Annotated in this window: 21 protein-coding genes; 11 read left to right on the top strand and 10 right to left on the bottom strand. The window is 38.9% G+C overall.

Annotated elements, in window-relative coordinates; translation table 11 throughout:
* Positions 1-187: 187 nt before the first annotated feature.
* The 4 genes from SAY88_RS04735 to SAY88_RS04750 all read right to left on the bottom strand — a co-directional run bounded on the left by SAY88_RS04735 (position 188) and on the right by SAY88_RS04750 (position 1,410).
* Positions 188-364, bottom strand: a complete 177-nt coding sequence (locus SAY88_RS04735) for a YvrJ family protein (RefSeq protein ID WP_332629777.1) — start codon at positions 362-364, stop codon at positions 188-190.
* Positions 365-424: 60 nt separating this feature from the next.
* A complete protein-coding gene (locus tag SAY88_RS04740) occupies positions 425-640 on the bottom strand; it encodes a DUF2922 domain-containing protein (protein ID WP_332629779.1) in 216 nt (71 codons plus the stop codon).
* Between the two features lie 34 nt (positions 641-674).
* Positions 675-878: a DUF1659 domain-containing protein gene (locus tag SAY88_RS04745; protein WP_332629781.1), complete on the bottom strand. Its 204-nt coding sequence runs from the start codon at positions 876-878 to the stop codon at positions 675-677.
* A 343-nt stretch (positions 879-1,221) separates the two neighbouring features.
* Positions 1,222-1,410, bottom strand: coding sequence for a hypothetical protein (locus SAY88_RS04750; RefSeq protein WP_332629783.1), 189 nt, complete (start codon positions 1,408-1,410; stop codon positions 1,222-1,224).
* Between the two features lie 164 nt (positions 1,411-1,574).
* Here SAY88_RS04750 and SAY88_RS04755 point away from each other — a divergent pair, with 164 nt between their 5' ends.
* Positions 1,575-1,730 carry a YjcZ family sporulation protein gene (locus SAY88_RS04755; protein WP_332629784.1) on the top strand — a complete coding sequence of 52 codons (156 nt, stop codon included), beginning with the start codon at positions 1,575-1,577 and terminating at the stop codon, positions 1,728-1,730.
* 230 nt (positions 1,731-1,960) lie between these two features.
* Here the strand turns inward: SAY88_RS04755 and SAY88_RS04760 are convergent, their stop codons facing one another.
* Positions 1,961-3,610 (bottom strand): S8 family peptidase, encoded by a 1,650-nt coding sequence (locus tag SAY88_RS04760; protein WP_332629786.1) that lies wholly within the window; start codon positions 3,608-3,610, stop codon positions 1,961-1,963.
* 274 nt (positions 3,611-3,884) lie between these two features.
* Positions 3,885-4,907 (bottom strand): C40 family peptidase, encoded by a 1,023-nt coding sequence (locus tag SAY88_RS04765; RefSeq protein ID WP_332629788.1) that lies wholly within the window; start codon positions 4,905-4,907, stop codon positions 3,885-3,887.
* Between the two features lie 294 nt (positions 4,908-5,201).
* Between SAY88_RS04765 and SAY88_RS04770 the strand changes: the two genes are divergently transcribed.
* The gene (locus tag SAY88_RS04770) at positions 5,202-6,053 is read left to right on the top strand and encodes a DUF6612 family protein (RefSeq protein ID WP_332629790.1); all 852 of its coding nucleotides are present in this window, start codon (positions 5,202-5,204) and stop codon (positions 6,051-6,053) included.
* Between the two features lie 43 nt (positions 6,054-6,096).
* Here the strand turns inward: SAY88_RS04770 and SAY88_RS04775 are convergent, their stop codons facing one another.
* Positions 6,097-7,029, bottom strand: coding sequence for a polysaccharide deacetylase family protein (locus tag SAY88_RS04775; protein WP_332629791.1), 933 nt, complete (start codon positions 7,027-7,029; stop codon positions 6,097-6,099).
* 376 nt (positions 7,030-7,405) lie between these two features.
* A complete protein-coding gene (locus SAY88_RS04780; protein WP_332629792.1) occupies positions 7,406-10,420 on the bottom strand; it encodes a CotH kinase family protein in 3,015 nt (1,004 codons plus the stop codon).
* A 206-nt stretch (positions 10,421-10,626) separates the two neighbouring features.
* On the opposite strand from SAY88_RS04780, the gene SAY88_RS04785 reads away from it, so the two are divergent.
* Together SAY88_RS04785 and SAY88_RS04790 are read left to right on the top strand one after the other, a co-directional pair.
* Positions 10,627-11,379 (top strand): polyphosphate polymerase domain-containing protein, encoded by a 753-nt coding sequence (locus SAY88_RS04785; protein ID WP_332629793.1) that lies wholly within the window; start codon positions 10,627-10,629, stop codon positions 11,377-11,379.
* A 15-nt stretch (positions 11,380-11,394) separates the two neighbouring features.
* Positions 11,395-12,084 carry a DUF4956 domain-containing protein gene (locus tag SAY88_RS04790; RefSeq protein WP_332629794.1) on the top strand — a complete coding sequence of 230 codons (690 nt, stop codon included), beginning with the start codon at positions 11,395-11,397 and terminating at the stop codon, positions 12,082-12,084.
* Between the two features lie 78 nt (positions 12,085-12,162).
* Here SAY88_RS04790 and SAY88_RS04795 read toward each other — a convergent pair whose 3' ends face one another.
* Positions 12,163-14,160 carry an acyltransferase family protein gene (locus SAY88_RS04795; protein ID WP_332629795.1) on the bottom strand — a complete coding sequence of 666 codons (1,998 nt, stop codon included), beginning with the start codon at positions 14,158-14,160 and terminating at the stop codon, positions 12,163-12,165.
* Between the two features lie 636 nt (positions 14,161-14,796).
* Positions 14,797-15,621: a tetratricopeptide repeat protein gene (locus SAY88_RS04800; RefSeq protein ID WP_332629797.1), complete on the bottom strand. Its 825-nt coding sequence runs from the start codon at positions 15,619-15,621 to the stop codon at positions 14,797-14,799.
* A 224-nt stretch (positions 15,622-15,845) separates the two neighbouring features.
* Between SAY88_RS04800 and SAY88_RS04805 the strand changes: the two genes are divergently transcribed.
* The 7 genes from SAY88_RS04805 to pssE all read left to right on the top strand — a co-directional run bounded on the left by SAY88_RS04805 (position 15,846) and on the right by pssE (position 22,887).
* Positions 15,846-17,258 (top strand): N-acetylmuramoyl-L-alanine amidase, encoded by a 1,413-nt coding sequence (locus SAY88_RS04805; RefSeq protein ID WP_332629798.1) that lies wholly within the window; start codon positions 15,846-15,848, stop codon positions 17,256-17,258.
* A 178-nt stretch (positions 17,259-17,436) separates the two neighbouring features.
* On the top strand, positions 17,437-18,321 hold the full coding sequence (galU, locus tag SAY88_RS04810; protein ID WP_332629800.1) for a UTP--glucose-1-phosphate uridylyltransferase GalU: 885 nt from the start codon (positions 17,437-17,439) through the stop codon (positions 18,319-18,321).
* Positions 18,322-18,331: 10 nt separating this feature from the next.
* Positions 18,332-19,474 (top strand): polysaccharide pyruvyl transferase family protein, encoded by a 1,143-nt coding sequence (locus SAY88_RS04815; protein ID WP_332629801.1) that lies wholly within the window; start codon positions 18,332-18,334, stop codon positions 19,472-19,474.
* A gap of 16 nt (positions 19,475-19,490) precedes the next feature.
* On the top strand, positions 19,491-20,834 hold the full coding sequence (locus tag SAY88_RS04820; RefSeq protein ID WP_332629802.1) for an O-antigen ligase family protein: 1,344 nt from the start codon (positions 19,491-19,493) through the stop codon (positions 20,832-20,834).
* A complete protein-coding gene (locus SAY88_RS04825) occupies positions 20,827-21,945 on the top strand; it encodes a glycosyltransferase (RefSeq protein WP_332629804.1) in 1,119 nt (372 codons plus the stop codon). Before SAY88_RS04820 ends, SAY88_RS04825 begins: the two co-directional genes overlap by 8 nt.
* A complete protein-coding gene (pssD, locus tag SAY88_RS04830; RefSeq protein ID WP_250095677.1) occupies positions 21,932-22,411 on the top strand; it encodes a PssD/Cps14F family polysaccharide biosynthesis glycosyltransferase in 480 nt (159 codons plus the stop codon). The genes SAY88_RS04825 and pssD overlap by 14 nt, the downstream gene beginning before the upstream one ends.
* Positions 22,408-22,887 carry a PssE/Cps14G family polysaccharide biosynthesis glycosyltransferase gene (gene pssE / locus SAY88_RS04835; protein WP_332629808.1) on the top strand — a complete coding sequence of 160 codons (480 nt, stop codon included), beginning with the start codon at positions 22,408-22,410 and terminating at the stop codon, positions 22,885-22,887. Before pssD ends, pssE begins: the two co-directional genes overlap by 4 nt.
* Positions 22,888-22,898: the final 11 nt, after the last annotated feature.

The following is a 22,898-nucleotide window of genomic DNA, read 5'->3' on the forward strand; positions in this document are numbered from 1 at the left end:
CTGAGTTTGACAACGTGAACTCGCTCTTTAGCCCAAGAGGATGAAGCCCCAAACGCCCAAAATAGAGCAAGGAACAGGTCTTCATCAAAGAGATGAAGACCCAAACCCTCAAATCAGAGCAAAGAAAAGCTCCTCATCGAGCGGATTCAGTATTCAGTAGACTGCAGGTTTGAGGTAATCCTTTCTGCTACTCTATCATCTTCTTCTGCTCCACTCCCCGATATGTTTGTTGGTACAAGTTTTCTGGCAGTTTTAAAATAGATTGGTTGACGAGGTCGAGCTTGTTCTCTATCCGGTGAAGAAGGTAGAGAGTCACAATGACCGGAAAGCCAAACTCACTTAAAACTGGCAGCCATGCATCCATATGAATACCCTCCTTTCGAAATAAAGAGGGAGGAAAAAAGTTCCTCCCTCTCCTTACACATTAAATTTCAATATCTTCAACAGTACGATCAACAATTCTCGCCGATTTCTTAGCGACAATGTCTCCGCCAGAAGATACAAATGCATTTTGCGCGACAATCGTATCCATTGCTGAACTAACAGCAGCGGCATTCGCTGGGTAGATAGGATTGTCTAGCGAAAGAGTAACATTTCCACCCATTTCATTTTCAAATACTAACTCAAGTCGTTTGCTCAAAGTATTTCCTCCTTTCTAATCATTTTTCAATCAATTACATCAAGCTGTGAATGTTCGTACGGTCAACAGAGACTACATCCCACTCTTGAAGAGGAGCTAACACAGTTGCAACCGATGTAAGCTGTTGGTCGGTTGCCGTTGGTTTGACGTTGTTGAAGCTCTTCGTTCTTCGAATTGGGTTGCCCTCGTTGTCTTGACCGTTTTCTAAACTTAGAATCAAGCGAGAATCGACTAGCATCGTATCACCTCCTCTCACTTTGTATATATAAGTGAGAGTGAGAAAATGTTTAGAGGCAGGGATGAAACTTTTTTAAAATGAGCAGGTAGAGGGGGAAATTGTAAATAGTTGAAAAGGGAAAGACCCAGGCAACTCAATAGAGGTCACTGAAAAAGGTTGATTTGTACCTTTTCAGTGACCTCGAAGCCATGTGCGGAGTGCTGCCTTTTTTAAAATGCCTGCTATGAACGGGTTTCCCATAGCAAGCGCGCAGCATGCGGAGCCATTGCTACTTAATCGAGCACTGAAAAAGGTTGATTTGTACCTTTTCAGTGCCCTCGAACTCAATATGCCTGGGTTTCCTTTATAGCTTTCGAAAAATAAAAAGTACGCCTTTAGTAATGAGATAAAGTGAGAAGACCAATACAGCTAGGAGACCGATCACTGTTGTAATTGGGTCAATTCCAGCTAAAAACGTACCTGATAACGGTAAGTTTAATAAAGCGAACCCTGCTAAAATACAAGCTAACATTAAGAAAATCCAACTACTCATGTTTCATCCTCCTTTCTTTACTAATTTATGTACAAGGAAGGAGGGAGTGCTTGTCTTTAGCAGGATGAAATTTTATAAAAAATTCTCAACCCTGTGACTTTCATCTAAACGAATTTTTTATTTGGACATACAATATAGCATAACTGGTGGAAGGAGGGGAAAAGATGAGCTGCTATGGATACGGATATGGTTGCGGTTATGGTCCACAGGTGGCAGGTGCGTATTCTCGCCCTGGAACAGGATTTGCGTTAATCGTTGTTCTGTTCATTCTATTAATTATTGTTGGAGCTGCTTTTGTAGACGATAAAAAACGTTGCTAATAGAAGCTCTAAGAAAAAGCGCCTTGATAAGAGGCGCTTTTTTATTGTGAGGAACTGAACAGTCGTCTCGATACCGATTTTCTTATAGCCTGAGACCTTTAGCAGTCGGGAGTGCTGGTGTTTATAGGCGAAAAGCATAAGCAAAAGGGCTGTCCTAAAAGTCCAGAACAGAGGCGGAGGAAGTATAGAAATAAAAAATGCTAGAGACGTAATACCGCCTCTAGCATTTTTTATAACCTTAAATCCTCGTTCAGTAATCTTGCCATAATAACAGCAAATTGTATTCGGGAAATTGGCTTATTTGGTTGAAACGTTCCGTCAGGATATCCACCGACAATGCCAAGCTCAACTAAGATAGGAAGCGCTTCTGCTCCTGTTGTTGTTTCACTTACATCAGAGAACGTGTTCACATAATCACCTTCTAAATTGTAGGCTTTTCCAATAATCTTGACCATTTGTCCACGTGTCATAAAGTTATTAGGTCCAAATGTTCCATCTGAGTAGCCTGATATCACTCCTCTATTTATAGCTTCTAGGACATATCCTGAGGCGAAGTAGTCTTGTCTTACATCAGGGAATTCTGTACTTCTTTGCGTACCATCCCAATTACTGGAACGACCGATCATCGCAACCGCTTGTCCACGTCGCACTTTATCTTGAGGTTTGAAGTATTGGTTGTTGTCATATCCTGTAACAATGTTTCTTTCAAATAAGTAGCTAATATGTTCAGCCGCCCATGAATTCATGTTTACATCTTTGAAAGAATGCAAAGTAGGATCAGTAGAACCTTTCTTAATAGGTGGCTGGACGAGTCCAAAGCCAAATAATTCGTCACGTCCTTGTGCTCCTAAATCAAGTGCATTGTTCCTGACGAGCCTGCGAATTTCGATATTAGAAGCGTTAGGGTACGCTTCTTTATAAAGTGCAATGACACCAGCGACGAATGGGGAAGCCATGGACGTCCCATCCATATGTGTATAACGATTATTTAAATATGTGCTGTAAATATCTACACCAGGTGCTGTTAATTCAATGGCTGCACCTGTTGCAGAAAACCTAGCAATCTTGTTATTTTTATCAAGAGCAGATACGGCAATAACACTTCCATATCGAGCAGGGTACTGTACAGGCATAGGCTTATCAAAGTTGCTATGCTTGTTACCGGCAGCAGCAACAATAATAACCCCACGCTCATGAGCTTCGTCCACTGCAGACCTTAATGCCGTATGTGATTCATCGGTACCTAAGCTTAAGTTAATAATATCCATTCCATTATTAACAGCCCACTCAATCCCTCGAATCGTATCATTCAGCCGTCCCATACCATTTCGATCCAATGTTTTGACAGCATATAATTGAACTCCTTGAGCAACACCAGGAGCCTTACTAGCCGTTGAAGCAATAATTCCTGCTGCGTGAGTGCCATGTCCAAAATCATCGTTGTAAGAGTTTGTATAATTAACCATGGATACCCCACCTGCCACTTTAAGAGCAGAGTGATTCGTTGCAATACCGCTATCGATGACAGCGACTTTTACTCCTTTTCCGGAATAACCAGAATCCCATGACTGCGGAATATTTAAATGTTCAATTCCCCAATTTTTTGAGGAGGAAGAAGTTGATGTTAATTGGATGTTTGGTTCAACTGTATGGATACTAGAATGTAAGATTAGTTGATCAAGCTGGTCACGGCTCGTTTGGACAACGACACCTGGAAATAAATCAAAGCTCTCAATAATCTCAATATGTGCATTCTCTAAAACTACTTCATCTATGTGATCGTTAAATGTAATAATGTATTCTTCTACTTCTTTTCCATGGTCAAGTCCTAGTAAAAGAACTAGACTTAACATTAAGAGTATAAATGGTTTTGCCTTCATGAACAGCCTCCCCGTATTCGTTTGTAACGATGACTCTTTTACTATCATACCTAAAACTTCAAAAAATTAGAAGAGAGAGTATCGTTGGAAATAAAAAAAGGGATATCCCAAAAGGTCTGCTTTTGACCTTTTGGGATATCCTCGAAGCAATGAGCGTAGTCGCTACATCTTTTAAAAGCCTTGAGAGGAGTGGGGTACACACTCACGGCGCGTAGCGAACGGAGCCATTGCCACCTCTGTTGCGGACCTTTGAGACATCCCCTTTTAAAATATATTATTCATATAATGCACGGTGTAAGAAAACGGCAAGCTGTGCTCTTGTTGTTGAATTATTTGGTCTAAATGTGTTGTCATTATGTCCAGTTGTAATTCCGCTTGCTGCTAATCTTTGGATTGCATCATAAGCATTTGAGGATGAAGGAACATCAGTAAAGCCAGCAGCTGTCACAGCTTCAGGTAAATCAAATGCTCGATCAAACACAATCGCTATATGGGCTCTAGTAAATGGATCATTAGGACGGAAGTTGCCATTTGAGTCACCTTTGAATAATCCCGCATCAACTACTGCTTGAATTTCTTCATAACCACTTGTATTGGAATGAACGTCACTAAAGTCACCAGAGTAATTCGTTGGTTTTAAATCTAAAGCTCTTGCTAATAATCTCGCAACTTGAGAGCGAGTAATTTCATTGTTTGGCTTAAAAGTAAAGTCACTATAACCATTAATGATTCCAGCTTCTCCAAGTCTTTTAATCATGTCATGTGCCCAAAAAGAGTTATCGACATCATGATATTGACCAGCTGGCAATGAAACAGGCTTTGCTTCTTGAACAGTTGGCTGTTTTTCTTCAATTACTCGTTTAGCGCCTAAATAACGAGGGCCCCAGTAATGAGGATCATTAATAGAAGAGGTACTCACTCCATTTGAAGATGAGGCATGTACAAATTGATTGTTACCTATGTATACACCAGAGTGTGAGGCTCCTGGTTGATATGTTTCAAAGAATACTAGATCACCAGGTCGTAGGTTCGATTTAGAAACTTTTTGCCCAACACGATATTGTTCTGCAGTTGTGCGTGGAAGCGAAATTCCAACTTGATTATAAACGTAACGCATAAATCCAGAACAATCAAAACCACTTGGTGTTGTTCCTCCCCATCTGTAAGGAACTCCGATTTGTGCTTTGGCAACTGCAACGACTTTGTCTGCTGTTGACGACGCACTTACCTGATTACTAGGATACAGTGTAACTAGTAAGATGACGGCAAGGAGAGTCAACATTATTCTACTAAACAAGAAAATCACTCCTAAATTTCTACAATATGTATGTTTTATATCAATTTATTACGAGTATGTACTCTGTTAGTCTATCATAAGAAAGAAGTGTCGAATATTACAGTTTCGTAACAGAATAATGTCAAAGAATGAAAAGAAATTTGTAATAATTGGTAGTATTGTGGTGCGATTATGCTTGAATTCATTCTTAGATGAAATATCGCTTGTTTTCGGATAACCCATTTATGTACAATAGGAAGAGTGATTAATTAGCGTAAATTGTAGTTATTTGTAGTCATAATAGGAGAGATAATTATGAAAAGAAAGATAGCAGCAGGGATCATACTTATGGTCATAATCATCTTAACAGGTTGTCGTGAATCAATTTCAACGGAAGAAGTCTATGATGAAGGATTGGCCCAATTAGAACAATTAGAAACCGTGTCATTATCAAGGACGCAAAGCTTGCGAGCTCAACAGCAGACATTTCGCAGTACGATGGAGGCAGATGTACAATTTGAGCCGTTAGAAATGTATGGAACGATTGAAATGTCCTTACTCGATTTGCGGGAACCTCTGCAATTTCAAATGTATTTAAATGATGATGAATGGCTTTCTTTGCCAGACCATCAAGGAGCTACATGGGAAACAAATGATCGTGAACAATTTGATGACGTAGTTTTTGAAAATATATCTTCGTTATTATCAATTTATAAGCCGTATCGCCATGAATTTCTAATGAAAGAAGTGGATGTAGTATTTGCAGAAGATGTGACAGAAGTGGAAGTTATTGATGAAGATGAGGAAGTAGATCTGGAATTGGAAGAAAATGAAAACAAGAAAATCGTTGCAGCTTATGAAGTATCGTTTCGAGGTTCCGATGAAAAGTATAAGCCTCTTGTTCGCAGTCATCTTGAACAAATGAATTTAAGCGAATTACAAGGAGTAGATTTAGATTCTGTTATGGAATCAGTAGAAATTGAGCGGATTGATATGATTGTGCAAGTAGATCAAGAAACGTTTGATATTCTAAGGTTCCAAACAAGGTTTCGATACTTAGTAGAAGTTCTTGATGAATTTCATGTCATTGATGAGTCGGTGATTATTAATTTACGAGATCATAATGAGCCAATTGACTTTGATCAGTTGCGAGAACAAGCTATATAAAAAAAGCAGAGCGTCCTCGTACGCTCTGCTTTTTTGAACGCCTTTATATCTCTTCATCAAAAACAGAAGGCTTAAACGTCTCGATTCGTTCAATTAATTCTATACCGGACACGTTATCATTAACATTAAGGCGGTTAATTCGCAGGGGATTGTCAGTTATATGGCTTGTCCGTCTGCCTGTTAGTAATACCAATTCAAATCCGACATCTTGAACAATTTGTTCGGTTACATCGTTAAAGGCTCCAAAAGGATAAGCGAAGGAGAAGACCTTTGTTCCAATTTCTGTTTCAATCACATCAATTGATTTTTGTAAATCATCAAAAATCCGAGTATAGTATTGCTCATCTATTTCCTCTTGGTCATCCCGTTCCTCACGAAGAAGCATGGCTTCAAGGCCCTTTTTTTCACGATGATGCAAATCATACGTATGGCTTTGAATATCAATCAACCCGGACTGGACCATCTCACGAGCGTGGTCCCATGTAAAGTGGGGGATGGTCAATCGTTCTTTCCCCATCTTGCTAGCGATAACGTATATCGTTGCATTCATATTCAACTCTTTTAAAATCGGAAAAGCAAATTCATAGTTACTTAGATAGCCGTCATCAATGGTGATCCAAACGGGCTTATCTGGTAGACCATCATGTTTCTTTTGATAAAACTGTAGCGCTTGTTCAGTCGTAATGGTTTCATATCCTGCTTCTATTAATGCGAGTAATTGATTTTTAAACGTTTCTGGAGTTACGGTCATGGATGGGTAATCCGTAATTTCTTCTTCAAAATGATGGTACATGAGTACAGGTAGAAACTCTGATTTCACGTATGGGTTAAGCTTATTAGATGTGTTTTCTAGGACGTATGATTCATTATTCTCTAGAACAAGTTCTGGATTATAGGCTTCTTCGGACTGGAAGATGCTATATAAACATGCACCAATGGTTATAAAAATAATGGACGTGGCAAATAGGCTTCTCAATGAAACGCTCCTCACAAAAAGTTAGTAAGTAGTAGTCGAAAACTCCTATATTAGATTACCATTTTATTACGAGAATGCCTATGAGAATTTAAGTGGAAAATAGAAATGTAAGTGAAATTTAGTAAAGGTGAAGACCGAAGTTTTTGAATATAGCTTGAGAAAAGGTCTTCATAGTGCCGATGAAGGCAGAAGTAAAAGGGGAGAGGTAGAGAAAAGAGCTTCATAGCTATGATGAAGACCAATTTAAATGTAAATCAGTTGAAAAAGTCTTTCATAACTCAATTTTAAATCTTTAACTTGTATCTCTACAATAAAATGTAAAAATGCACACGAGAGTTTCATCTAAAATACCTCGTGTGCATGCTTTGTTATCCACTTACTTTAATACTTGAATCCCATCAATATGAATTCTCTCATTCGTAGCTTCAGATCGGCTCTCACCTTTGACGATGATTTTGACTGTATGCTCACCATGCTCTAAATCGGTCAACTCAAATAACTCATTTTGGAAGACTGCATTAGGTTGATAAGTGTCGACTTCAGCAATCAGCTCATCGTTTACATAAACATCAGCTAACCCTTGAGTACTTGCGCTGTATCCATACCAAATAAATCCTGTTCCTTCAAAAGTAAAAGAGACTTCACTAGCTATTTCGTTTGAGAAGATCGCTAATTGATCTCTATGTTCAGCAATTCTGCTTTGTTGCCAAGTTCCAGAGTAATGGAAGATCGGACTATTTGCATTGTAAAAATCAGCGGTATCAGCGATATTGTTTGTAGAAACATTTAGAATGTGAATGATATTGCCTTCACGGGTGTGGCCAGTAATAACAACGGAACCAAAATCATTAATTTGGAGAACATTGTTTTCATCGATAGAAGCGACATCTGCGTCACTTGTTTCCCAACGTACAACGTTATTATCGATTAGCTCAACTGTACTACCCAGTTCTACCGTTTCGTTTTTTTGCTTAATATGAGAGACATCGATAGTTAACTCAAGAACAACTTCATTAGCTGTGGAGAAAGTAATCGTAGAAAGTCCCTCTTCTTGTAAAAGTAATGTACCGTTTTCTCCTAGTTCCACGACTGTTTCATCACTAGAATCAATTTGGATTTGCTCCAATTCCGGGAACGAAACATCAATTGGTGTGTCTGTAAAATACGTTCCACTCCATCCGGCAGGTAAATCACTTGCATCTCGTCCAGCAATTTTCCATTTTAGATCGGGATCAACGTTATCTATTGTCATTTCGCCTATTCCACGTAAATCAAAATAGCTTAAAAGATGAGCTTGAACGAAATCTGGTCTCTCTTTGGCAAAGGAGCGCATTGTATCGACTTCTTCATTCCATTTTTCGACATCGACAGGTGCACCCCAACGATCAATATGACTTGGCATCTCAGGAGCAATAACCGCAGCCATATTATCAATCGTTTGAATAACATGATCTGATTCGAAATTCGTATTTAAATAATGAGCAAAGCGTGAGATGAATGTCTCACGGAATGAATCATTTTCAAGGAGCGTTCGTAATAAAAACGTCGAATAATCTGGATTTGGCCAGCTTGTCCCACCTGGTTCTGTAGCAAATGCAAGTGTATGATGAGCAACAGTACCGATAGCTCCAGGTAAGTCAAAAGCAAAATCAAGATCATAGACAGACCAGCGCCACTTCCCATCAGGTCGTTCACGCCAATAACGGTTGTTATTTCCCGGCCAGTCTGTATTTCTGACAAAAATTTGTGCAATTTGATAATCAATAAAATTGTTTACATCAATTTGGTTTGCAACATGTTCATATACGTCAGGTTGTGATAGATCATTTTCTCTCATATAGGCAAGAAGAGCAACATAATCATCATTTGTCCCCTCTATTACCGTTGCATCTCTTTCAAGAAAATCAAGATTTTGAGGGTCGACACCATGTTTAATTTCGTAATAATGGCTATCATACCGCTCTCTCAAGTTATAAATACCCCAATACTCTCCATTTACATATAGCGTAGTAGGGCGGTATAACTGTGTTTCTAAGTCGAAATCTTTTATTAGTTCTTGAAGCATGGCATCACGGAACAATGTGTTATTCCAATCGTTCCCGGAATTTCTTAAAAGTAACCGGTTATACTCACTTCGCGTGTCATCCTCAAAGAATGGGTAACGGAATCGATTTTCACCGTAATCACTCCTAGCATAAAGACGGAATGACTTTCGATCAACGGTCCTTGATGCACCTCCATGCATCCGGATACCTGCACCTTGTGATAAGACTCGCTCTCCGTCTTTTTCGAAGAACTCGAGGTTAATCGGGCGTTCCCATTCCGCTCCGCTTTGTGCAAAATTTCCAGTGTGATGTGGGTTCGGTGCATCTGGGTTGTAGTAAATACCTGGTACATAGATACCAATTTCTCGGTCAAATAGGTTAGCTGGATCAGTAGAAATAGAAACAATTGGTAATGTCGTATCAACACCAATTAAGTATGTGTGAGTAACCTCATCACTTTCCTCTATCCCTTCCGCGAAAAACTTAGCACGAATAACTGTATTTTTTGCAATTTCAATAGGGTTACTGTAAGCAGTTGATGTTTCATCTGGAGCTGAACCGTCCGTTGTATAACGAATGACACCTTCAGAATCTCCTTCAGTAGATATGCTTACTGTAATCTCGGAATCGAATAATCCACCTGTCTCAGAAAAGACTAAGTGATGTTCAGGCCGCGCAAAGTCTTTATCTTTGATTGAGTCGTATGCTTGAGAGAGTACGATCCAATCTGTAATGGGATTTCCTTCTAAATAAAGACGCTCACGTAAAGTAGGTAACGTTGTTAACACTTCAACGGATCTAATGTCGTTATATCTTGCATTTAAGTCGTTAAGCTCTGTCAATTTACTAAGAGGAGTTAAATCATCTATTTTGTTTTCACGAATGTTTAGTGAAAGTAGATTTGTTAAATTTCCAATTGGTTCCAAGCTTTCAACTTTATTCCCTCGTACACTTAAGGAAGTTAATGCTCTTAATTGAGCTAATGGCTCAAGCGTAGTAATGTTATTATCTCGAACGTCCAAACTTTCTAGTCGAATCATCCGTTGCAATGGTTGCAAATCACTAATTTTATTGCCAGATATGTCTAAACTTACCAAGTTCTCAAAGGCTTGTATCCCTTCAATGGAGGTAATTCCACTATTAGCAAGGGAGAGCTTTTCTACTCGATTGAGCATATCTTTCCGGATAGCTCCTTCTTCTACTTGTAATTCTGTCCGAATTGCTTCTTCGAAAGCAGGATCTTCAAATACCAATTTTTGATCATCGGCAATTTGAAATCCAATCCCCCATATTAGGGCAATAATAGGGATAAGCCATAGTAAATTCTTAAACAATTGCTTCTTCAATTTATGAGTCCTCCTGTACGAAACTTGAATATGATCATGATTTCAAAATGATTTTCCCATTAATAAAACTCTTAGATTTTGTAATGACAGTTGAATTAAACCAGTGTTATACTACTAATTATGTTAACGTTCTGTAAAAATCAATAGTCTTATTATAAAGATATTGTAAAGCTTAAGTCCAATATAAATTAAGGTGGTGATTGGTCTTGGCACTTGAGATCTTTAGTCGTTATGAAGTGAAATATTTAATCCCATATAATATTTACGAAAAATTAGTCCCTTATTTGTTAGAAAGAATGCGATATGACAAATTTGGTACAAATGGTTATTATAACATTGTTAGTTTATATTTTGATTCCCCTGATAAAAAGATTTATTATGAAACAAGAAATAAACTTAGGTTCAGACAAAAACTTCGACTTCGTGTTTATGAAGATGCAACGATAGAAGGTCCTGCATTTTTAGAAGTAAAGCAAAAGTATAACAATGTTGTTAATAAGCGTCGTACGAAAATTAAATTAAGTGACGCTTACCATTACTTGCAAAGTGGCACAACTGATTTTATGGAAGGCTACGACCTTTCAAACCCGCAAATTCTAAAAGAGGTTCATTCGTTCAAGAGCTTATATGACTTAGATCCTCGAATCATTGTGAGTTATGATCGTCAGGCATTTCATGGTTTATATGAAGAGGACTTGCGTGTTACGTTCGATTTTAATTTAATGTGCCGTGATGATAACTTGCGGGTAGAAGATGGACCACAAGGGAAGCACTTTGTTGATCCGAATTTAGTTATTATGGAAGTGAAGGTTACGCATAGTGTCCCGCTTTGGTTGACGCGTCTACTTAGCGAATTTGAATGTAAAAAGCAAAGTGTCTCGAAATTTTGTACAAGTATCGATTTAATGGAAGAAGCGCGTAGGGACGCTGTAACACTGAGGGAAAAAGTCATTATTTAGCTTGAGGAGAATACGATGAATCAATTGTTTGAAGAACTTCAATTTTTTGCAGATCATACTACACGGTTAGCTGTGATTGAGTCATTTGCAGCCATTATTTTAAGTTTTATTTTAAGCTTACTGATTACATGGGTTTATAAACTTACTCATAAAAAAGGTCAATATTCTCAGTCGTTTATTCATACAATCATTATTATGTCTGTCGTTGTCTCAGTCATTATGATTGTCATTGGAAATAATATTGCCGTGGCCTTCGGTTTAGTCGGGGCATTCTCGATTATTCGTTTCAGAAGTGCGATGAGTGACCCGAAAGATATTGCGTTTATCTTTTTCGGCATGGCAACAGGGATTGCTTGCGGGTTAGGCTTTTATATTTTAGCTATTTTATTTGCGATTACGCTGTCTGTTTTAATCTACATTTTATTTGTTGTTGATTACGGCAAGAAAGATGTAGAAGAAAAAACACTAAAGGTGACAATTCCAGAGAACTTACATTATGAACAGCTGTTTGATGAGTTGTTTGATAAGTACTTGAAAAACTATACTTTGCAGCAAGTTGAAACGACAAGTCTTGGAACGATGTATCAGCTCACGTATTTAATTACGGCAAAGGAAGGCGTGACAGACAAAGAAATTATGGACGCCATCCGAGAGCATAATGCCAACTTAAAAGTTTCCATAATTATGCCATCGCGCATATATTAATACGATGACGAGGCTGGCTCATAGGTCAAAGATAGGACCTTTTGAGCCAGCCTCGTTTTTGTTTAACATCATTTGTTCTTATTTATTCAGCTTTTCAAAAGCTTCAATCATATATTCCTCTAAAACAGGTCCTAGCGTTTCAGAATATAAAGTGGAAAGGTGATGATTGTCACGGTAAATTAATACATTTCCAATAACAGCCTCACATGTTCCCTCTGGACAGAAATAGTCGGATAGGTCGATAAAGAACACATTGGGAGGGATCCCTTCTGTGTTTTCCCACGGAGGAATGTCGGACAAGGCATCTTGTCTTGGAACGGAACATTCATCAGGATTTACCTCGACACATAAAGGAATGTCATCTTCCATCCTCGGGTTATCACGTATGGCTATAACTTCGGTAATACCTTCTAGTTTTTTCCACTGATTGAGATATCCTGGAGGGAGGGTATCACCTCGATTGACGTTTGCTGTTGTAAATACGAAATCAGGTGGATCTGTTGTTAATGGATCGAGAACATTTTCATTCCACTCCATACAAGACTCGTTCAGGATTCCATCAAAATCATCATCGGAAAATCTGCAGCCATCTTTATTATAAACATCGATTCTTATATTCAACCTTTCTGACATTTCTTCTAAAGCAGGGAACCAGTGCCCTGAATGAGAACCACCGACAAGAGCAATCGTATAGTCAGGGTTTTCTAGCTCACCGTACGAGCAGAGTGTTACTTTAGGGTCATTTAACCCGGAGTAGCAGTTCAACTCTTCTTCATTATAAAAAGTTGGCAAGTGAGCTTTTGCCTGAACGGCATTCGGCAGTGGCTCTAGACCTGGAGTCGGTTCAATGCCATAAAAGATCGATTGTGCACCTGGATAATCCTTAATCGAATGGTATCCATCTAAGGTTTGGCTATTGGCTACATATACGCTCCAAGCTGTACCCGCGACCAGAACAGGGACCATGAAGCTCACCAAAATGGCGGAGAGCTTGACCTTAGATTGCTTTACGTTCATGTTTCGGACTGGTGATTCAATGATTTTTACCGATACGATTGATAAAGCGATTGAAGCAAGGATAATCGCAATCCCGCCAAAGATCGATACAGTCTCTGTCCTAAAGTAATCATAATAGAAAACTAAAATCGGCCAGTGCCATAAATAAATCCCATAGGAAAAGTTCCCTAAGAATGAGAGTGGCTTTGATCCTAGTAATTTCTCCACTCCAAACTTGCTTCCCCCCTCAGCAGCGATTATGACGAAAATGACCCCGGTTGTTGGCAGTAGCGCTGCATATCCTGGAAAGACTGTTGATACAGGCAAAAGAATTCCAGTTAATAAGATAATCGTTAACCCGAACCAACCTAGTATAAAACTGACTGCTTTATTAAATGAAAGATATGGAATCAGTAGCGCCAAAATTCCACCTAAACTAAATTCCCATACACGGGCGAACGTGTCAAAATACGCCCACGGCTGATTAACTGTCGTAATGTATACGGAATAACTAAGTGAAGCTGCAAAAATAGTGAGCAGCACAGCAAGCAGTGTTTTTCTAGCAGGTGTTTTTAGCATCTTTCTGGCAATAAAAAAGGATATAAAAATAATAAACGGCCATAGTAAATAGAATTGGCCTTGAATCGAGAGAGCCCAGTAATGTTGGAATGGACTTGCTTCATTATTTTGTGCTAAATAATCGACCGCATTGTGGGCCAATTGCCAATTTTGATAATATAACGCTGATGCAAAAAGTTGCGGAATCGCTTCTCCCCATTGTGCATGCGGTAAGATGAGAATAGAACCAATGGTAGTAACTAAAATAACAGTAAAAGCAAGGGGAAATAACCTTCTAGCCAAACCTAATATATACTCAAATACGTTGACTGAGCCGACCTTTTCCATTTTTGATAATAAAAGAGTGGTAATTAAATACCCTGACACAATAAAGAAAACATCTACTCCACCAGAAACGGAGCCTAACCAAATATGATAAATTGCAACCAGAAGTGCAGCAACTGCTCGTATCCCTTCTAATTCGGGACGGAACCTTCTTTCTGGTGATTTTAAATCGACCATAATATACATCTCCAATTTAATAATTTCATTTAATCAAAAACTCTGTTTGTACTTACTGACTAAATATTTATTTGTTATAGTAGTCTCCACTTTTGTTGTCAGTATTAAGATACAAAGTGAAGAAGCAAAGGAGCTAGGACTCTCTCATCGCTTGTCTATTTTATACTAGCTTTATAGTTTTATCAATGTAACGGAAGATGGACTTGGAAGCATCGTTAACTAGCTGGTTTAAGGAAAGGAGAGGAGCGTCCATCATCAGGGTGATGGACAAAACAAACTAAGAGAAAGCAAGGGACAGGTGTTGTTCCAAAAGGTTTGTATTTGACTTTTTGAGCCCCAATAAAACTGCATAGGGAAAACGGAGAAAAGTCCTTCGTATGTCAGGAAAGTCCAACCTTAATAAGAAATATATACTTTTTCCCTTAGCCTAAAATGAAAAGGGGCTGTCCTAAAAGTCCGGAACAGAGGAGGCAATGGCTACGTTCGCTACGCGCCTTGAGAGAAGAAACCCACTCCTCTCAAGGCTTTTAAAAAATGTAGCGACTCCGCTCATTGCTTCGGGGGTGTCTCAAAAGGTCAAAAACAGACCTTTTGAGACACCCCCTTTGACTTTCAAGCTATCCCTCTTATTTTTCTTTAATTCAATTTAGAATTAAAATAACTACGATACATCCCGAACGTATCTGTACCATATGTCTTTAAAAAATCGGTCGTAGGAGAGTATGTCATCTCTAGGTAAGCTGCTGCGGCTTCGTGTTCTCCCATTTCTTCTAATACGTAACTTAACGTATAGTATAGGGACATATCATCAGGTTCCAAGGCGATTAAGAAAAGGTAATTCTCCACGCTTTCTTCGTAATTCCCTTTTACATAATGTGCATTTGCAAGTGCGTGCAGTGTTTGCTTATTCGGATCTTCTCCACTAGCGTATAAATCCTCTTCTAATTGTAGAAGTAACTCAACTCCTAGGTCGATATCATACTTTGTATCAATCAGGAGTGAAGCATAATAGGCCACGTTATTTTGTCTTTCTGGCTCACGCTCGTACTGACGTTTAGCTTGGTTAAGTGTATCTTCTACCAATTTAGGAGAGGGATTATTCGTGTTTCTCACGTGAGCTTGCAGTGCTTCGTAATAGCGTTGTGTATACATTGCTGCTTGAGACTCTTCTTCAGCTAAAAGGTAACGTAAATAAATAATGACTTCATTATAATTACCTGCAGCGATCTCATCTTGCATAATGCTATTTACATTTGTAGTCGATAGTTTCTCGAAGCGGAAACGTTCTGCAAGGGTTTGAACCAATGAATCATTATATTGAAATTGTTCGTCGTCATAAGCATAAAGTTCCGAATCAATGCGACGATCTTCAGCAAGTTTTTTTTCCATATTCATTGTCGAACAAGCGGATAAAAAACTGAAAATGAGTATTAAAAAAAGTGAAAAAAGAGTTTTCTTCATTATAATTTACCACCTTAATATGAACAGTCTTCTTATTTTAGCTTTTTTTCATACGATTGTGAAGGGAGCGGCAACGGTTTTTAAGCGATTACCAAATTTATATAGATTTCAACAAGATATACGAAAAAAATACTAATTTCGCTATTTTTCTTAAATCGCTAGTTTCATAGAATTTTACATGTTATTCTAGGATGGAACAAAAATGACGGATGGGAGGCATGTAATTGTTAAAAAGAGGAGTTTCTTTGTCTTTAGTTTTCGGACTCTTGTTCTCCCTATTTTTGTTAGGAACAGGGACGAATGCTTCAGCACAAAGTACGTTTAGTGATGTCCCTTCAAGTGCATGGGGACATAAAGAAATCTATTATTTAAAAGATAACGGGATTATTGGAGGCTATCCAAATGGAACATTCCGTCCGAATAACTCGTTAACTCGTGCTCAGGCTTCCGTAATTCTTACAGGAGCTCTTGGTGTTGATGGTCTTAAAGTTAGTAGAGCCACATTTCGAGATGTGAGCCTTTCTTATTGGGCTTCGCCAGAGATTGAGCGTGCTGCTTCATTGGGAGTTTTGACTGGACGCAGTGATGGACGTTTCTCTCCAGGAGATAACCTTACAAAAGCTCAAGCAGCAGCGGTTATTGCCCGTGCCTTTAAATTGAATGGTTCTGGATCTAGCTCTTTTAGTGATGTCAGTTCTGGATATTGGGCTCAAAGAGAAATTAAAGCTTTAGAACAAAATGGCATTGTTGAAACAGGTGGACGCTATGAACCGGGAAAAAGCATTTCGCGTGCAGAGTTTGCTACATATGTAGCTCGTGCGATGAATAACAGCTATCGCTTAGGCGCATCACAGCCGAAACCGGAAAACGCTCAGTTTACAGGTGTGGTTAATGTATCAAGTACATTAAATGTCCGCTCTGGTGCGGGGACGAATCATTCATCAATTGGCAGTGTAAGAAATGGACAAAAAGTTGATGTGTATGAAACGATTGGGTCTTGGTATAGAATTAAGTTTGGCAATGATTGGGGATTTGTAAGCTCGACGTATGTCAAATCTAGCAATTCATCTAATAACTCTAACTCCAAGTTATCAAACCGTGTTATTGCGATTGACCCAGGACATGGTGGTCGTGACCCAGGCGCCGTAGGTAACGGTTTGCAGGAAAAGGATATTGTATTAGCTGTTGGACTTGAATTGGAAAAGAAACTTAAAAATGCTGGTGCAAAGCCAGTTATAACAAGAGACAGAGATGTGTTTGTTGAATTAGATCAACGGGCCAAAATTGCAAATGATGCAAAAGCTGATATTTTTGTTAGTCTTCATGTTAATTCAGGACCTTCAGGGGGGCAAGGTACGGAAACTTGGATTAGTGCTTCATCTTCCTCTAGTAATGAGAGCAGAGATTTGGCTGAGAAGATTAACAAGAGATTGGTTGCTGAACTAGGAACGCGTGACCGTGGAGTGAAATCGGCAAATTTTAAAGTTCTTACTGAAACGAATATGCCTGCAGTACTAGTTGAACTTGGTTTTGTTACAAATAGTCGCGATGCTACGATAATGAAACGTTCAAACTTCAACGAAAAAGCAGCAAATGCGATATATAAAGGTATTGAAGATTATTATTCTAGTAAATAAAGAAGGAGAGTAGCAGAGGGCCTGCTGCTCTTTTTTGATATCGTAAGATTCCTTCATAGAATGTACATTTTCATATATTTTTACATCATTGAAACGAAGAATTAATCTGCAATGTAGGAATGACTCATGTATAATGTAGAAGGAATTAACTCTGAATGAGAAACGGGAGGGTACCGTCTTGAAAGTAAAAAAAGCGATTATCCCTGCAGCAGGTTTAGGGACACGGTTCTTACCAGCTACAAAAGCGCAACCGAAGGAAATGTTACCAATCGTTGATAAACCAACGATTCAATATATTGTAGAAGAAGCTGTGAAATCAGGTATCGAGGATATCTTAATCATTACTGGACGTGGGAAGCGAGCGATTGAAGACCACTTTGATAGAATGGTCGAACTTGAGGAAGAGCTAAGAAGAAAAGAAAAAGAAGAGTTACTAAAAACGGTTCAACAAAGTACGGACCTACTCGATATCCACTACATACGTCAGAAGACTCCATCAGGATTAGGGCATGCTGTGTATTGTGCACGTAAGTTTATCGGCGATGAGCCTTTTGCTGTATTGTTAGGTGATGACATTGTTAAGTCAGAAGAAACCCCGTGCTTGCAGCAAATGATGGAGTTATATGAGAAACATGAAAGTCCAATTATAGGGGTACAAGAAGTTTCCGATCATGAAGTGGAACGTTATGGGATTGTTGATTGCAAGCCTTATGGCAAAGGGGTTCATAAGGTGAAGAGACTTGTAGAGAAGCCTTCGAAGGCAGAAGCCCCGTCAAACATTGCCATCATGGGCCGTTATATCCTTACCCCAGATATCTTTGACGTTCTTGAAAATACGGCACCTGGAAAGGGCCAGGAAATCCAGCTGACAGATGCCCTGCAGGCGTTAAGTCAACAGCGTGATGTACTTGCCTATGAGTTTTGCGGGACCCGTTATGATGTTGGAGAAAAGCTAGGATTTATCCAGACGACGATTGAATTTGCCCTTGATCGAGCAGACTTAAAAGATGAGATGGAAATATATTTAAAGGATCTTGTTGAAAAACGATTCACAGGAAAGTAGGACGTAGAACATGAAAGTTGGAATTATTGGGAATTACGGAAATAACAACAATGGAGATGAAGCGATCTTAACGGGAATTTTGAATCAATTAACCGAGCATCTCCATGTGAAAAAAGAGGACATCGTTGTCTTCAGTAATAATCCTGAGAATACGGTAGAGCGTTACGGCATTACAGCGAAACCTCTTATCCACAAAAAGGGGAGTATCCTGAAATCAGGAACAACAACGATTCGTGCTAGTTATCGCGTGATGAAGGAGCTTGATTTGCTTATTATTGGCGGTGGCGGTCTATTAATGGACATGTATAAACGAGACGCGCCGCTTTATAGCACCCTTGGTATTACAGGCAAGCGTGCAGGGTGCAGGGTTGTGGTGTATGGAGTGGGCGCGGGTCCTCTTAACACAGCAGTTGGGAAGTTTTTTATTAAGCAATTAACGAATGTAGCAGAGTCGGTCTCTGTTCGTGATACGGACTCACAAAAGCTCTTGCAATCCATTGGGGTAAAAGCACCTGTGTCTGTTATCGGAGATCCTGCTTTTTCCGTACCAGCGGAGAGAACACATACGTATTCAGAGGCAATCAAAAAAGTGGGAGTGACGGCTGTTCCTTATTTCAGCAATCAATATTGGCCGACTCCGGATCTTCCAAAGTATAATGCGTACGTTGAAGGAATGGCTGCTGGACTCGATCAATTGATTGAAGAAAAAGGGGTAGAGGTTACCTTCTTCTCGACAAAGTTTCCAGAGGATGTTCAAGTGACAAAAGATATCTATGCGAAAATGAAACATCAAGAAAAGGTAGCATTACTTGAAGACAATCTTCATCCAACAGAAATAGTTCGGATTAGTGCGGAGCAGGATTTAATAATTGGAACAAGACTTCATTCGCTTATCCTATCTGTTGTCGCACAAACACCTGTTATTGGGATCGGCTATCATCACAAAGTAGAGGATTTTATGAAAGTGATTGGTATCCCTACATCGGGAATTCCGATTAACAAAGTAACTCCTAACTCAACAGCGATTGTTGATGTTTTTCACGCAATTAGTGAAAATTGGGATTCAATTCAAAATGCCTATGTTAAGGTATCAGACCAATTAAAACAAGAAGCGTTAAAAGGTTTGAAACAGCTAGAATTAGATAAAAAGTGAATGGTGTGAATTTTTTATGATAGAGAAATATTTACCGGTGGAACGAACGAATCGGCTCCTCTTGGTAGCTACCGTCTTACTTGTCATTTGGACATCGATTGAACTACAGTTTACAAGGATTTGGGGGAACTTACTTCCAGGGGTCGTCCGAATGGCAATTTCCTATACGGGGGAAATGCTCCTTGTTGCCATGGCTCTTATCGTGATTATCCATCCTCAAATTGGTCGGAGACATTTACTAACGAAGTTGAAAAATCCGATTAACGGGAGTTTAATCCTCGTTATGAGTTTTGCGTTATTTAGTATGTTTGTGAACAATGTTCCGTTTACTCAAGGTGTCTTTGGAGTCCGTGCATTGTTTCAATATGCAATTTTGTTTTTTATCTTGCTTGCCTTGGATATTCCCGCTAGCTGGGTGAAAAAAGTTTTTCATTTAATTATTGGCTTGGCTATTTTCCAATCAATTATTGGCTTTATTCAAATTGCTTTGCTTGTTCCACTACCGTTACGAGATGTATCACAAAGAAGAAGCATTGCAATCGGTGAAGAAGTCCGTGCATTTGGATTAATGGACTCCAGTAATACACTTGCTGGATTTTTAGTTGCCGTGCTTTTGCTTGTCGCTCTCTATGTATTTGTTTACCGGCAAGAGCTCTCTACAAAGAAGAAGACGATTTATTTGGTGATCGTTGCGGTGTTATTAACGGCAATTGCACTAACGTTTTCACGTCAAGCCTTTTTAGCGTTAATCGGCTGCTTTGCTATAATTGGTATTATCAATCGAAAAAACAATGCATTTCGTATTCTATTAAAGGTTGCTATTGGACTCATTATTTTATTTATCGTAGGATACGGTCTTGCTCTTGCCTTTCTTGAAGGATTTGCTCAGCGGAATCTATATACGTTAGATTTAACGAAGAACTACCGTTTCCTTATCATATTAAGTGGGTTAGAAGTGTTTATGTTTAATCCAATTGCTGGGGTTGGTCCAGGGATGTTTGGGAGTAATGCTGCGTTTGTCTTTAACTCACCATTCCACCAATTTATGCATGAAGGGCTTCCGAGTACAATGCGTACAGTAGATAACAATGCGTTGTATGTTCTTGTTGAATACGGCATTATTGGAGTTATTCTACTCGGTTATTTCTTGTTTAAAGTGTTAAAGGAGATGACCTTGTTTGCTGAACGAAATCAATTGATTTATAAATGGATAGGTTTATTTGTTGTTACATTTGGGATTGCCTTTGTTATTATGGGTTTATTGTCTACAGCCTGGGAAAATCACCAAATTGCACTATGGTTTTGGCTCTTCTTAGGAATCGGGATGAACTGGCATATGAAGGAGAAAGAAAATGAATAAACAAAAGCGGGTACTTGTTTTAAGTAACATGTACCCTGGGGCAAAAAGTTCAACGTTTGGCATTTTTGTAAAAAATCAAGTTCAGGCATTAAGAGAACATGGGGCGAAAGTTGACGTTGTTGCTGTATCTGATCCAGATATGGACAAGCCTAACGTGTTAAAAAAGTATGTAAAGTGGGCAACGGAGACCATGTTTTCGTTTCTTTTTAAAGGAAGACGCTATGATGTTGTCCACGCTCATTACGTCTTTCCTACGGGAATGCTTGCCCTCTTATTTAAAAAATGGTTTAAAACAAGAATGGTTGTGACCGCTCATGGTGGAGATATAAACCGGATGGCTAAAAAAAGTGAGCGAATTAAGCAATGGACGTCAAAAATATTAAAAGAGGCTGACCACGTGATTACGGTAGGCCATGATTTATATCGTGAAATTCATGAAGAGTACCACATCCCAGAAGAAAAACTGTCGGTCATTAATATGGGTGTCAATTTAGAGGTTTTTCAACCACATGAAGTTAATGAGGCACGGCAAGTTCTCGGGATAAACGAGGGTGAAAGACCAATAGTTTTTGTTGGAAACATTATAAGAGAAAAAGGGATACTAGACCTGCTTGAAGCTTATAAAATGTTGAAGAAAGAGCAAGGAAATTTATCTCTTTATTTAGTGGGAAATCCTAAGCTTGAATCATTTAAGGTAGAAGTTGAAGAATATATAAGGCAGCATCAACTAACAGATGTTCATCTTTCTCCAGCTGTTCCTCAAGCGGAGGTTGCGATATGGATGTCAGCAGCGGATGTGTTTGTCCTTCCGTCCCATATGGAGGGATTTGGACTTGTTGCAGTGGAAGCAATGGCTTGTGGAACACCAGTTGTTGGAGCAAGGGTAGGTGGACTTCAAACTCTACTAGATAATGATCATGGGGTATTAGTTGAAGCGGAAGATCCCAATTCATTAGCGAGGGGTATTAGGAAAGTCATTGAGAATGAGGACTTCAGAAAGCAGTTAATTAAGGCTGGTAGAAAAAGAGCGCTAGAAAACGATCAAGAACTATTAATTGAAAAGGTCTTTGAGATATATGAGAATAAGGTGATCGAAGATGAAAAGAAATAAAAAGAAAAAAGTAATGTTCATCTCCTCGATTGGTGGTCATTTGACACAACTTTTGCAGTTGAAGCCATTATTTGAGAAATATGACTACCATATTGTAACGGAAGAATCGAGTATCACGAGAGAATTAGCAAAAGAATATCCTGTGTCTTTCTTAGTGTATGGAGCTCGTAATTACTTATTTAGCTACTTATTTAAGTTTTCTTTTAATTGTATTAAGTCCTTTTTTATTTTCTTAAAAGAGAGGCCAGATGTAATTGTTACAACAGGAACTCATACCGCAGTTCCAATGTGCTATATTGCTAAGCTGTTTGGAAAAAAAGTCGTTTACATTGAAAGCTTTGCTAAAACGACAACGCCAAATCTAGCTGGGCGTATGGTTTATCCAATTGCTGACTTATTTATTGTTCAATGGGAATCGATGAAAAAAGTCTACCCGAAAGCCGTGTATGGGGGGTCTATCTATTGATATTTGTAGTATTAGGAACGCATGAGCTGCCCTTTACGCGATTACTAGAAGAGGTTGAACGTCTGCAGAAGGAAGAAGTAATCTCAGAAGAAGTTGTCGTACAAGTGGGGCATACTCCGTATAAAAGTGAGACAATGAAGCTTATTCCATTTATGAGCTACGCTGATATGGAAGCGTACTTTGATCAGGCGAGACTAATCATCACCCATGCAGGCACGGGTTCAATTATTACCGGTGTGAAAAAAGGCAAAACCGTTATTGCGGCTGCACGCTTAGAAAAATACGGAGAACATAATGATGATCATCAAATTGAAATCTCTGAAACGTTCAGTAAAAAAGGTCATATTTTGAGTGTAGTAGAGATGGAGGATCTCGTGTCAAAGCTTGAAGAAGCAAAAAGTTTTGAGCCCGTTCCATTTGAAAGTGGTAGGGATCGGATGATTGGGCTTATTGATGATTTTATTAAATCAATCTAATTTTATTAGGG

It is taken from the genome of Halalkalibacter flavus (assembly GCF_036663575.1).
Taxonomy (GTDB): domain Bacteria; phylum Bacillota; class Bacilli; order Bacillales; family Bacillaceae_D; genus Halalkalibacter; species Halalkalibacter flavus.